This window comes from Mucilaginibacter sp. NFX135 (genome assembly GCF_048565145.1).
Taxonomy (GTDB): Bacteria; Bacteroidota; Bacteroidia; order Sphingobacteriales; family Sphingobacteriaceae; genus Mucilaginibacter.
On sequence record NZ_CP183412.1, the window covers coordinates 2,212,325 to 2,225,185 of the forward strand.

Consider the following 12,861-nt stretch of genomic DNA (forward strand, 5'->3'; position numbering starts at 1 on the left):
CCATGTTTAAGCAATTTACCGAAAATATCAACGCCAACCAAGCCTACCTGCTTTTCTCCTTAGGGATATTCTTTGTGTTCTTTATTGTTGTAACGGTCATGCTGATCCGCATCCGGAAACAACATGTGGATCACATGCGTGATCTTCCCCTGCACGATAGTTTAACGGATTCAACACAACCTTTACAATCATGAAATACCACCGGATACTCTTATTTGCCGTTTTGTTGCTGTTTGCTATGCAGCCGGCCATGGCCAACGATGACAGCCTGATACCCGGGAATGTTATGAACTATATCGGATTTGGTGCCATTGTAACCATGTTGCTGCTCTTCGTTATCGTCATGCTGGTGTTGCTAAAAACCTTTAAGATACTGACCCGGGTCGTATTAAAGCAGCAGGGTTTGACAGCGGCAGAAATAGACGCCGAAATGAACCCGGTAAGACCTAAAAAGGAAAAGAAACCAGGGACGGAGGTATGGCAAAAGCTTTTATCCCTCAAGCCATTGACCGAAGAGCAGGAACTGCTGATCGCTCATGATTATGATGGCATCCAGGAGCTCGATAACCCGATCCCGGCGTGGTTTATGTACCTGTTTTACGGCACGATCATTTTCGCTGCAGGCTACCTGTTGAACTATCATGTAGTTAAAACCGGGCAGCTGCAATATGCAGAATACCGGACGGAAATGGCGCAGGCAGACATTGAAAAGAAAGCCTTTTTAAGTAAAGCGGCGAACCGGGTGGATGAAAATACAGTGAAGCTGGTGCACGATCCGGCGGTGATCGCTTCAGGGCGGGCTATTTTCAAAAATACTTGTGCCCCCTGCCATGGTGACCACGCCCAGGGAAACGTGGGGCCTAACCTGACCGACGATTACTGGTTGCATGGCGGAAAGATCAATGACCTCTTTAAAACCATTAAGTACGGGGTTTTATCTAAAGGTATGCCAACCTGGGAAAAGCAACTATCACCCAAACAAATTTCGGATGTAGCCAATTACATCGAATCGCTGCATGATTCTAAGCCCGCAGGGGCCAAGGCACCTCAGGGAATCAAAGAAGCAGATAAAGATCAAAAACTCGTTGCCAATAAATAAATCATGGACGGACTACTGGTAGCAAAAGAAACCCAAAAACGTCAATGGCTTTATCCGCTTATCCGGAAAGGCAAGCTGTATCATTGGCGTTCCCGGATCAGCTATGTTTATCTGGCCTTGTTTTTTGCCGGCCCGTTTTTGCGCATCAACGGGCAGCCGTTTTTGTTGCTGGACTTTATAGACCGCCGGTTTGTTATTCTTGGACAGGTTTTCTGGCCTCAGGATATTTTCCTGTTTGTACTCGCGTCTCTTGTCTTTTTTGTATGCATTGTCTTATTTACCATCGCGTTCGGCCGGATATTTTGTGGCTGGATCTGCCCGCAAACCATTTTTATGGAGCTGGTATTCCGGAAAATTGAGGTCTGGATCGAGGGCAGTCCAGCGAAAGCTAAAAAACTGGATGTCGGCCCCTGGACAAAGGAGAAAGTTTTTAAAAAAGGTTCAAAGCATATCCTGTTTATTTTTATTTCTTTTTTGATCTCCAATACTTTCCTCGCCTATATCATTGGCAGCGGGAGTTTGATCCGGATCATTATTGAACCAATAAACGTCCATTGGGTAGGGTTTATGAGCATCTGGGTGTTTACGCTGGTCTTTTATTTGATTTACAGCCGGGTACGCGAACAGGTATGTACGCTGTTCTGTCCCTATGGACGTTTACAGGGCGTCATGATCGATCAGCATACGCTGGTTGTTGCTTATGATGAGGGCAGGGGCGAACCCCGTGGGAAATTAAGCAAAAAGAACCAGCCCCTACGTCAGCAAAAAGGGGATTGTGTGGATTGCGGCCTATGTGTGGATGTTTGCCCGACGGGTATCGACATCCGGAAGGGCACCCAGCTGGAATGTATCAATTGCACGGCCTGTATTGATGTTTGTAATGAGGTGATGATCAAAATAAACAGGCACCCAAACCTGATTGGCTTCTACTCTGAAAATATGATCCGGGAAAAGGAAAAACCATCCTTTACCGGGAGAATGATGGGATATGGAGGGGTTATCGTCGTGATGATGGCGGTATTGTGTTATTTTATTTTCAGCCGGGGCGACATGGACCTGACTATTTTACGCAGTGCGGGGATGCTTTACCAGGAGCAACCTGGTCATTATATCAGTAATATCTACAATGCAGAAATTATCAATAAATCCAATAGTAGGAGGAGGGTTTCCATTGTTCCGGCTGACCCGGCGATTAAAGTGAAGTATATCCAGGCACCAGGAGAGGTTAACGCAGGTGCCTCAGCAAAAACGGTCTTTTTCCTGATTATTCAGGACAAGAATATTAAGGCCGAAAAAACGAATGTGAAAATTAACCTGGTCTTCAATAAGAGAATTATACAAACGGTCAGTACCACCTTTGTAGGACCATCAAACGATTAAAGAAATGAACTGGGGAAAAGGAATTATGTTGGGCATGGCCCTGTTTATGCTGTTCATCATCGGTATGTGTATACACATGTTTAGGATGCCTGCCGATGAATATGATCATCACTATTATGAAAAGGGCCTGAATTTCGATCAGGATTATAATAAAGAAAGGCAGGTCGTCATGGATAAGGCCTGGCCACAAATCAGGATGAACGGGAATTCTGTCCGCATTGACTTTAAGAAATCCGCAGAGGGAAACATCCGGTTTATCAGGCCTTCGAGTGAGGGGCTTGACAAAGTATTTCCCCTGAATACCACTGCCGGGAAAACAGCGACGTTTTCTGTCGCCGCGCTCGTTAAAGGACGCTGGCAGCTGGTTTTGCAATGGAAGAGCGGCCAAAAGAACTATTTATATGAAGAGGAGGTGGATCTTCGGTGAGCAGCAATCAGATCGCTTTTTTTATTGGCCTGTTTGGCAGCGTGCATTGCATCGGTATGTGCGGACCGCTGGCTTTCGCGATACCTTCGTTTGATATACGCTGGTGGCGGATCATCATCGACAAAGTGATTTATAACGCCGGGCGGGTGCTTACATACTCTTTTTTGGGTTTGCTGATCGGTTTGCTGGGGCACCAGCTTTGGCTGGCCGGATTGCAACAAGGTGTCAGCATGATCAGTGGCCTGCTGATTATGGGCGCCGGCTTTTCCAGGCTGATCAAAATCAGATTTTCCAAAAGCCGGCTGGTGTCTGGATTTCTGGCACCGGTTAACCGGCTGATCAGTTATGCATTAAAACATAAAGCAGGGCACTTCGCTGTAGGTGTGCTGAACGGATTCCTGCCCTGCGGTTTTGTTTATCTGGCATTGATCGGCGCGGTCAATACTTCCTCGCCTTATTCATCAGCTTCATATATGTTCTGGTTCGGAGCAGGTACCTTTCCCCTGATGCTGCTGGCTACGGCCGGTTCAGGATTTATCGGCCCGCGGGTCCGCCGGCGGATCAATGGCGCCATGCCTTACCTGATGGTTTGCCTGGGCTGCTGGTTTGTACTGCGCGGCCTGGGCATGGATATCCCTTACCTGAGCCCGGCAAAGCAAGCGTCCGGTATCACCAGCTGTCACTAACGTTATCCGGCAGCTGAAAATGACAATGCCTGAAGTTTTTAAATTAATATGATCCCCTATGAAAATCCCAGGTAAAGAAGAATCCAAATTTAACAAGGAATGGCACCAGGCAAACCTGATGCCTAAAAATGCAACATTTGCACAAAGGGTGAACTGGCACCTGGAACATCTGAAAAATTGTTCATGCAGGCCTATACCGGAAAAACTGCTTGGGGAAATGAAGCAAAAGGGTATGAGCTTCTAATTGCTGCGTGGTTTTTAAAACGATTATCCCTGCAGAGACCGGTGATAGATCCTAATGGCCTTTTCCTTGGCGGATTTTAAAAACGACCTCTTTTATACGCCTCCACCAGGCGGTCCTGTTCGTCATTGAAACGCCATACCAACAGCTTACCAGTAGATCGGATGAAAGGTGATCCATATCATATTTATACAGGACCTTCATCAGGGAATGGTCCTGAGCCGCAACTGATATTTGTACTATTAAAAATATCAGTTATGGCAACCTTAACAGCATCTGCCCAATGGAATACCAAAGCGGCAGTAAAATCTAACTCCAATAACCTCTACAGTAAATGGACCGCTTTTATGGAAAGTCAGTCCGGAAATAAAACGCTATGGTTCCTGGTATCCCTGGTTGTTCAGGGTATCTTTTTCCTCCCGGTTCCGGCGGTACTCATTTACTATTATGACGCTTCCATACTGGTGCTGACAGTTACACTGACGCTCTTTTTTGCGAATATTATTGCAGGAATGGGCGGAGCCGGAATCAAGACATTGCTCCGGTTGTTTGCAGGCAGTATCATCATTCATATCCTGATGGTGCTGATCTGTATCTTATAAATCATAAATTTTCTAATAACTCCCGTATGATACCTCAGAAAATGAAAGCGGCAGTGATCCATCAGTTTGGTGCGCCCTTACAAATAGAAGAAGTGGAAGTTAAAACACCACATAGTAATCAGCTATTGGTAAAAGTAATCGCCTGTGGCGTTTGCCATACTGATCTGCACGCCTGTAATGGCGACTGGCCTGTAAAACCCAAACTTCCGCTGATACCTGGACATGAAGCCATCGGTTATGTTGTCGCGATGGGCGCTGATGTAAAAGACATTAAAGAAGGTGACATCGTTGGTGTCCCCTGGCTTTACAGCGCCTGCGGTTGCTGTGAATTTTGTATCACCGGCTGGGAAACGCTGTGCGGGACTCAGCAGAACGGCGGTTATAGTGTTGACGGCGGTTTCGCGGAATATGTCCTGGCTGATCCCAGGTATGTAGCACGCTTTCCGGAAGGGATCAATTTTACAGAAATGGCGCCGATCATCTGTGCCGGCGTAACGGTTTATAAGGGACTGAAGGAAACAGAGGTTAAGCCGGGAGAATGGGTCGCCATCTCCGGCGTTGGGGGGCTGGGGCATCTGGCCGTTCAATATGCGAAAGCGATGGGCATGCATGTTGCTGCCATAGATATCACCGATGATAAGCTGAACCTGGCCAAAAAATTGGGCGCCGATCTCATCGTAAATGCGGGAGAAGAAGATCCCGGAGCTTTTCTTCAAAAAGAAACAGGAGGGATGCACGGGGTGTTGGTTACCGCAGTTTCCCCGATAGCCTTTCAGCAGGGTATTTCGGCGCTGCGCAGAAAAGGCACTATCGCCCTGAACGGATTGCCCAAAGGAAATTTCGATCTTTCGATATTTGACACGGTATTGAACCGCTATACGGTCCGCGGATCCATTGTCGGAACCCGTAAGGATATGCAGGAAGCTATTGCCTTTGCCGTAGAGGGCAAGGTGAAAGCAACGGTGCATACCGCAAAACTGGAGGATATCAATATGGTATTCGATGATATGAAAAAAGGTCTGATCGACGGACGTGTGGTGCTGGAAATCGCCAAACCCTGAACCGGTACACATATGCGAAAAGGAATTTTACTGGTCAATTTAGGTACGCCAGATAGTCCGGCAGTCGGTGATGTACGGAAATACCTGGCCGAGTTTTTAATGGATAAAAGGGTGATCGATATTCACCCTTTTTTTCGCTTTTTACTGGTGCGGGGGATCATTGTACCCTTTCGCGCACCCAAATCTGCCGCGCTCTACCAGCAGATCTGGGATAACCGGAACGGTTCACCCTTACTCCACTTTAGTAAACTCCAGCAACAGATGCTCAAACTGGCGCTGGGTGACGATTACGTCGTCGAACTGGGCATGAGGTATCAATACCCGTCTATTGAACTGGCATTGAATAAACTGAAAGCCGCTGCTGTTCATAGTATCCTGGTCATTCCGCTTTTTCCACAATATGCTTCGGCTACCACGGGCTCAGTAGTTTCCGAAGTGATGCGGGTGATGCGCAGGTGGCCGAATATTTTACCGCTTGTTGTTAAGGGAACATTCTATAATCGTCCGCTATTCATTAATGCTTTCAAAGAAAAGGTGCAACGTTACAGCCGAAGTTCTTATGATCATTTACTCTTCAGTTTTCATGGCTTGCCGGAAAGGCAGTTGAAAGCCTGTGATGCCTCAAAAATGTATTGTCTGACGAAGAAAAATTGCTGTGAACTATTAACAGAAACAAACGAGAACTGCTATGCGGCTCAATGCTATGAAACAGCCAGGCTGATCGCGGCGGAACTGAACCTGTCGCGGGCGGATTATAGCGTGTGCTTTCAATCGCGGCTCGGAAAACGCGAATGGATAAAACCGTACACTTCTTCGACTATTCAACAAATAGCGAAAGCGGGTAAAAGAAGATTACTGGTGGTGTGCCCGGCCTTTGTTTCCGATTGCCTGGAAACCCTCCAGGAGATCGCCGTGGAATACCGGCAAGAATTTACTGCAGCCGGCGGTAATGAACTGTTATTGGTGGAAAGCCTGAACGATTCGCCGTTATTGATCAAGGCGTTGCAGGAAATAGCAACGTAAAAGCCGGTCTGACCGCTCGTTTAAATAGCCATACTAAATAACCGGGAGGATGGTTTATCCGCCCACAGCCTGGTATCAAAGCACATACAGATATTGCGCAGAAATCGTTTACCCAATGGCGTTACCGTTAGCCCCCAAAAATCCAGGATCACCAGGCCATCCTTTGCCAGTGGGTGCAGCCGGAGCAATATCTTTGAGAATTCGTCGTCAGCTCCATGAAATTGTTTCCAGGTGGTATATCCCTTGCACATCATATTTAAAATCTGCCGGCGGATAGCCAGGTCCGTTTCATTAAGCAGGTGCCCTTTAACAACCGGGAGGTCATCCTTGAGGATCGTCTCTGTATATTCTTCTACTGTCTTTGCATTTTGCGCAAACCCATACCAGGAATCACTGATAGCGGAAACTCCCAGGCCGATGAGCAATTGAGTATGCTGTGGGGTATATCCCATAAAGTTCCGGTGCAACGTTCCCTGCTTCTCGGCATGGAATAATTCATCTTCCGGCAGTGCAAAGTGATCCATACCGATCTCCTGGTAGCCATAGCCAGTGAGCAGATCCCTGCCGGTCTCCTGCAGCTTGCTTTTCATTTCCGGGTCAGGAAGGTCGTCTTCCGTAAATTTACGTTGCCCGGGTTTGATCCAGGGAACATGTGCATAGCTGTAAAAGGCGATCCTGTCTGGTTTTAGCTCAGCGGTTATGCTCATAGTTTTGCGCAGCCCGTCCATGGTTTGTAGCGGCAGGCCATAGATAAGGTCATAATTGATGGACGTATAGCCGATTCTCCGCGCTTGCAGGGTAACCGTCTGCACCTGTTCAAAAGTCTGTCGCCGATTGATCATCAATTGTACCTGAGGGTCGAAATCCTGAATGCCGAGACTAAGCCTGCGAAAACCCAGGTCGAATAAAGTTTGGAGATGGTCCACTGTCGTGTTCGCTGGATGTGCTTCAAAACTAAAATCCGCTTTTTCGTGAATATGGACGTCCTTCAGCAAACCGTTGATCAGCTTATGCAGGTTGTGTACGCTAAAAAATGTCGGCGTGCCGCCGCCCAGATGTATTTCCCGGATAAGGGGTGTTTTTTTGAAAATGTCGCGGTATAACTGCCATTCCTTTAATACCGCGGCGATATAAGGTTCTTCGACCCGGTGATTTTTGGTGATTCGCGTATTGCAACCACAATAGGTACATAAATTTTCGCAGAAAGGGAGATGAATATATAAACTGATGCCGGAAGCTTCATTGCTTTCATCAAATGAACACTTAACGGATTCTTTCCAGGATGCAGTGTTAAAAGTATGACTGTCCCAATAGGGCATCGTCGGATAACTGGTATAGCGCGGCACCGCGACATTATATTTATCGCTGAGTTTTTTTAATCGGTTTTCCATAATTCAGGAATGAACGGAATCTTCGGATTTGGTTGTTTTATCGCAATCATGGGCACAGGCGCAGGCCTTTCCCACACATTTGTTTTGTTGCCAGAGGTCCAGGCTTTTGATGGTTTGATCAGCGATCTCCTGCAAAGCTTCTTTGGTTAAATAGGCCTGGTGTGGGGTGATCAATACATTCGGGAAACTCATCAGGTTCTTTAGTAAAGGATCTTTAACCATGTCTTTCTGATGGTCCCCGAAAAACAGGCCGTGTTCAAATTCATAAACGTCCAGTCCGAGGTAACCCAGCTTTCCGCTGTTCAGGGCCGAAAGTATATCTGTTGTATTTAACAGCTCTCCCCTGGCAGTGTTGATCAACATCACTCCATCTTTCATCTGGTTAAGTGTCTTCTCCTGAATCAGGTGCTTGCTTGAAGGAGTAAGCGGTATATGGAGGGAAATAATATCAGAACTGTTTAACAGGGTTTCCAGGGCAACAGGTTTTATAAAACGGTTATGATGAACATTGTTGACATCGTAACCAATGACATGGCAACCCATGCCATGATAGATCGTTGCCGCTGCCTGACCGGTCTGCCCCATGCCGATGATACCAACGGTTTTGCCTGAGAAGTTGAAACCGATCAGGCCATCATTAGAGAAGTTAAATTCATGACCACGCAGATCGGCCTTGATCAAATGGCGGCTGAGTGCAAGGGCCAGTGCTACAGAGTGCTCTGCAATCGCTTGTGGAGAATATGCAGGTACACTGGCTATTTTGATGCCATATCCGGCGGCTGCCTCTTTGTCGATATGATCCGTCCCGGCAGAACGGGTAATGATATATTTAACGCCCAGCATTGCGAGTATATCGATAACAGGACGGGAAACATCATCATTAATAAACACGATCACCGCATCCTTTCCCTCCGCGTAAGTGGCCGTATCCTGACTTAACGGGTTTGAAATGAGCGTAATGTCGTGTTTTTTCTGGTTGGCTTTCGCCAGATATTCCTTTTCAAATGGCTTGATACTATAGGCTACTGCTTTCATCAGTTATCGTTTATGAAAACAAAATTACCGCAAAGCCTGGCAGCCTGGTATGAGCGGCGTCAGCAATAATAATGATCTGTGTCAGTTTTTCATTTTTGCCAGTTTATCCGGATTAAGAACCTGGATCAGGCTGCCTTTCTTCTCGATGAGTCCTTCCTCTTTAAAATCGGACAGGGTTCGGCTTACTGTTTCGGTCGCCATTCCTGCCATGGCGGCGAGGTCTTCCCTGGTTATTTTAAAACCGTCATTTTCATTGCTCTGCTGCCGGTATAAGCGGGATAAAGCCTCTGCCATCCGTTTCCGGACAGAATGGTACGCCAGTTGCATCAGCTGATCTTCCTTATCGCGGATATCATTGGCCAGCAGTTTAATAAATTCACGTGCTACTTCCGGATACAAATGCAATAATTGCTCTAACTGGTCTTTGGGGATCAGGCAAAGGGTGCTGTCTTCCAAAGCTGTAGCGGTGTCGGTATAAACTTCGTTGGCTAACAGCGCATTGACACCCAGGTATTCATCTGTACCGTAAATTCCGGTCATGAGTTCACGGCCGTCTTCGGCCAGTTTAATCGTTTTGATCTTTCCGCCGGTAACGAGATAAAGGCCGTTGCCCTTATCGCCATCATAGTATATCACCTGGTTCTTTTTGAACGGCCTCACCTTACGATCCTGAATGATCTTTTTAAGTTCCGCCAATCCATCGTTTTTCCCGATCAGGTTGTTTAAACGGTCCAGGGATTTACTGTAGAAATTCTTTTGTACCTCCTGTTTCTTCAGCCGGCTTTCGATCGCGTTCAATAAGTCCATGTCATCAAATGGTTTGGTCAGGTAATCATCCGCGCCCATTTCCATGCCTTTTCGCAAATCCACCCGTTCGGCCTTGGCTGTCAGAAATATGAAAGGTATGGCGCTGATTTCAGGATTCTTATTCAGCATATATAAAACACCATAGCCATCCAATTCCGGCATCATGATATCGCATAAAATAATATCGGGTGGATTTTTAAGTGCGAGTTCCACTCCTGTTTTACCATTGTTGGCCCCGGCTACTTCGTAACCGGCCAGTTCCAGTATTTCAATCACGTTTTCACGGATGTCATTGTTGTCTTCAATGATCAATACTTTTTTGCTCATGATAAGGGAAATTTAATGGTGAATATGGTGCCTTTGTTAATGTCACTTTTAAATTCGATCTGGCCGTTCATCAGATTGCTATACCGGGCTACGATATTCAGACCCAATCCTGTTCCCGGGATATTGCCGGTGTTATGTGCACGGAAAAATGCTTCAAACATGTGTTTCTGATCGCTTTCCGGGATGCCTATGCCATTATCTTTGACCGCAATCAGGCAAAATTGCTCATTGATCTCCGTGTTGAATTCTATGAACGTATTTTCCCCAGAGTATTTAATGGCATTGCCAATGAGATTGATCACACAGTTCCTGATAAGGTTCTGGTCGAGTATGGCCAGGCTGCTGATGCCGGTATGCTGGTAAATAATATTTTGATTCTGCTTGGCTACCATTTGCATTTCCTCGGTAATTTCTTCCGAAAGCTTCACCAGGTCGAAGGCCTCGAACGAGGGGGTAACTTTTCCTGCTTCCAGTTTTTCCAATGATAAAAAATCATTCAGGATAGCCGTAAGGTTGCCGATCGCGGTTTTGATCTTACCCACATGCTTGCTTATATTCGGATTATCAAAAGGCTGAGCGTATTTTTCTATTAAGGAGGATGACAACTGTATGGTGCTCAGCGGTGTGCGGAACTCATGGGATGCCATGGATACAAACCGGCTTTTTAACTGACCCAATTCCTTTTCTTTTTCAAGGGAAAGGCTGACTTCCTCTTTGGCCTCCTGTAAGGCCGCTACCGTTTTCTTCAGGGACAGGGTCCGTTCCTCAACCAGGTCTTCCAGATGGGCGGCATATTCCTTTAACTGTTCTTCCGCCTCCATTTCGCGGCTAAGATCATGGATAAAACCGGCATAAATCTTTCTGCCGGAAAACGGGACATCGCTCACGCCCAGCTTGAACGGGAACGTAGTGCCGTCTTTGCGCAGGCCGGTCACTACCCGGCCGATGCCGATGATATGCTGTTCGCCAGTTCGCTGGTACCTGTTGATATACTCATCGTGCTGCTCCTTGTATGGTGGCGGCATCAATGTCGAGATATTTTGGCCGATCACTTCTTCCTGTGTACAAAGAAATAGTTTGCAGGCTGCAGGGTTAATGCTCTCTACAATGCCTTTTCCGTCGATCGTAATAATACCATCGATGGCGTTTTCAATGATTGCTTTTAACAGGGCGGTGTTTTCCATATGCTGGTTTTATCAAATACTGATTGTGATCACAAATATTGGTAATCAGAACCGGATAAAATATAATTCTTTTCACGCAGAAAAGTGACGATGGTCATTTTTTACCCATGGCAGTTCATAAGAGCCATCATGATCACAAACGTGACCAGGATCAGCTTTGCAGTGAACGGTAGGCATTTACCAGGCGACGGCTTGACCGTAGCTTAGTCCTGGCTTAAAGCGTGTTTAATCAGTGTAAATTATGACAACATGGGTAATGGCTTCTTTTATTGCTGGATGTTACTGATCATTGTTTGCTATATGTTCAGCGCTGAGCTGGCTAAATATTGGTTTTACCATGGAACTCAGTGCCTTTTGAAAAAGCGGCGCTTTAATCTATTTTAATTTTTTTGTCATGAATCAAACTGAAATCCGTTTCCTGGAAGGACCGCATTCGCGCCTGCAGGAGTTGAAGTTCACCTTACAAACCATGATCGACCTGATCCATGGTTTGCGGGCGCTGCATTTTATTGGCCCTTGTATTACCATATTTGGTTCCGCAAGGTTCAAAGAAGATCACCCGTATTATGAGCTGACGAGGCGTGCGGGTGCGGCATTTGCCGGTTTGGGTTTTACCATTTTAACCGGAGGAGGCCCCGGTTTAATGGAGGCCGCCAACAGGGGTGCAAAGGATGTGGGAGGCCGCTCCGTTGGCTGTAATATACAGCTACCGGTGGAACAGTTGCCTAATGTGTACCTCGACAAGTGGGTATATATGAAGCATTTTTTCCTGCGTAAGGTATTGCTGGTTAAGTATTCCTTTGCTTTTGTGGTGATGCCCGGAGGATATGGAACGCTGGATGAGTTTTTTGAAGCCCTGACGCTGATACAGACCCACAAGATCCATAATTTTCCGGTCATCATATTTGGGAAGGAATATCATCGGGAGTTGCTTAATCACATTGCGGTGATGAAAAAGGATGCGACGATAGGCAATCTGGACGCACTCCTTTATCTGGTTACCGATGATATCGAAGAAGCGGTAAATCTGATCAGGGAAAAAAGCATCCGGCAGTACGGATTGAAACCCAAACGCCTGGCAAAACCAAGGAAATGGTTGTTTGAGGTTGATTGATGTCCGGTTGGATTGTCGTCCTCTGCGGGCGCCAACGTGACTAAGGTCAATTGGAACAGGTCTGCGTCAATTTTGATACGCATCCAGGAGCTCATTTGAAAAGACTGATCTGACATCCCGGATAAGAAATCGCTCCCTGAACACTATTTTATTAAAGATGACCATGAAAGAAAGTAATCAGCCTTTGGACAGCAATGCATAGGCACTGCAAGAGGTACAAGAAGAGTTTATTTCCTATGCCATTAAATATTCTCCGGAAAAAGAACAGTCCCGGTTGTTTGAAACTTTTTTCCGGGCGGATAACGTGAAGGATATACAGGGGACAGGGTTGGGCCTGGACATTGTGAAACGTTATGTGGAACTCATGAACGGTACTGTCTGCTTCAGCAGCATGGAAAATGCGGGAAGGGAATTTATGTTGAGGTTTCCGAGACTGTCGGATGATTTGAATCAGTCCAGAAAGTGATATATATCATTATTGAGG

At 46.4% G+C, this 12,861-nt stretch carries 15 protein-coding genes; 11 read left to right on the forward strand and 4 right to left on the reverse strand.

Annotated elements, in window-relative coordinates; translation table 11 throughout:
- Nucleotides 1-2: 2 nt before the first annotated feature.
- The 9 genes from ACNURT_RS09540 (at nt 3) to hemH (ending at nt 6,519) form a co-directional block, all read left to right on the forward strand.
- Nucleotides 3-194 carry a hypothetical protein gene (locus tag ACNURT_RS09540; protein ID WP_419701541.1) on the forward strand — a complete coding sequence of 64 codons (192 nt, stop codon included), beginning with the start codon at nt 3-5 and terminating at the stop codon, nt 192-194.
- The gene (locus ACNURT_RS09545; protein ID WP_419701542.1) at nt 191-1,099 is read left to right on the forward strand and encodes a cbb3-type cytochrome c oxidase N-terminal domain-containing protein; all 909 of its coding nucleotides are present in this window, start codon (nt 191-193) and stop codon (nt 1,097-1,099) included. Before ACNURT_RS09540 ends, ACNURT_RS09545 begins: the two co-directional genes overlap by 4 nt.
- A gap of 3 nt (nt 1,100-1,102) precedes the next feature.
- Nucleotides 1,103-2,479, forward strand: a complete 1,377-nt coding sequence (ccoG, locus tag ACNURT_RS09550) for a cytochrome c oxidase accessory protein CcoG (protein ID WP_419701543.1) — start codon at nt 1,103-1,105, stop codon at nt 2,477-2,479.
- A 4-nt stretch (nt 2,480-2,483) separates the two neighbouring features.
- Nucleotides 2,484-2,906, forward strand: coding sequence for a FixH family protein (locus ACNURT_RS09555; protein ID WP_419701544.1), 423 nt, complete (start codon nt 2,484-2,486; stop codon nt 2,904-2,906).
- On the forward strand, nt 2,903-3,592 hold the full coding sequence (locus ACNURT_RS09560; protein WP_419701545.1) for a sulfite exporter TauE/SafE family protein: 690 nt from the start codon (nt 2,903-2,905) through the stop codon (nt 3,590-3,592). Before ACNURT_RS09555 ends, ACNURT_RS09560 begins: the two co-directional genes overlap by 4 nt.
- Before the next feature lie 58 nt (nt 3,593-3,650).
- Complete coding sequence (locus tag ACNURT_RS09565; protein ID WP_419701546.1) at nt 3,651-3,836, forward strand: hypothetical protein; 186 nt, start codon at nt 3,651-3,653, stop codon at nt 3,834-3,836.
- A gap of 254 nt (nt 3,837-4,090) precedes the next feature.
- Nucleotides 4,091-4,435 carry a hypothetical protein gene (locus tag ACNURT_RS09570; protein WP_419701547.1) on the forward strand — a complete coding sequence of 115 codons (345 nt, stop codon included), beginning with the start codon at nt 4,091-4,093 and terminating at the stop codon, nt 4,433-4,435.
- 26 nt (nt 4,436-4,461) lie between these two features.
- Entirely contained in the window at nt 4,462-5,496 is a 1,035-nt protein-coding gene (gene adhP / locus ACNURT_RS09575; protein WP_419701548.1) for an alcohol dehydrogenase AdhP, read from the forward strand.
- A gap of 12 nt (nt 5,497-5,508) precedes the next feature.
- Nucleotides 5,509-6,519 (forward strand): ferrochelatase, encoded by a 1,011-nt coding sequence (gene hemH, locus ACNURT_RS09580; RefSeq protein ID WP_419701549.1) that lies wholly within the window; start codon nt 5,509-5,511, stop codon nt 6,517-6,519.
- A 20-nt stretch (nt 6,520-6,539) separates the two neighbouring features.
- On the opposite strand, the gene hemN is transcribed toward hemH, so the two are convergent.
- The 4 genes from hemN to ACNURT_RS09600 all read right to left on the reverse strand — a co-directional run bounded on the left by hemN (nt 6,540) and on the right by ACNURT_RS09600 (nt 11,263).
- Nucleotides 6,540-7,910 (reverse strand): oxygen-independent coproporphyrinogen III oxidase, encoded by a 1,371-nt coding sequence (hemN, locus tag ACNURT_RS09585; protein WP_419701550.1) that lies wholly within the window; start codon nt 7,908-7,910, stop codon nt 6,540-6,542.
- A gap of 3 nt (nt 7,911-7,913) precedes the next feature.
- Nucleotides 7,914-8,945 carry a 2-hydroxyacid dehydrogenase gene (locus ACNURT_RS09590; protein ID WP_419701551.1) on the reverse strand — a complete coding sequence of 344 codons (1,032 nt, stop codon included), beginning with the start codon at nt 8,943-8,945 and terminating at the stop codon, nt 7,914-7,916.
- Between the two features lie 81 nt (nt 8,946-9,026).
- Entirely contained in the window at nt 9,027-10,079 is a 1,053-nt protein-coding gene (locus ACNURT_RS09595; RefSeq protein WP_419701552.1) for a response regulator, read from the reverse strand.
- The gene (locus ACNURT_RS09600; RefSeq protein WP_419701553.1) at nt 10,076-11,263 is read right to left on the reverse strand and encodes a PAS domain S-box protein; all 1,188 of its coding nucleotides are present in this window, start codon (nt 11,261-11,263) and stop codon (nt 10,076-10,078) included. The genes ACNURT_RS09595 and ACNURT_RS09600 overlap by 4 nt, the downstream gene beginning before the upstream one ends.
- A 394-nt stretch (nt 11,264-11,657) precedes the next feature.
- Between ACNURT_RS09600 and ACNURT_RS09605 the strand changes: the two genes are divergently transcribed.
- A complete protein-coding gene (locus tag ACNURT_RS09605; protein ID WP_419701554.1) occupies nt 11,658-12,377 on the forward strand; it encodes a TIGR00730 family Rossman fold protein in 720 nt (239 codons plus the stop codon).
- A gap of 241 nt (nt 12,378-12,618) precedes the next feature.
- Entirely contained in the window at nt 12,619-12,843 is a 225-nt protein-coding gene (locus ACNURT_RS09610; RefSeq protein ID WP_419702123.1) for a sensor histidine kinase, read from the forward strand.
- Nucleotides 12,844-12,861: the final 18 nt, after the last annotated feature.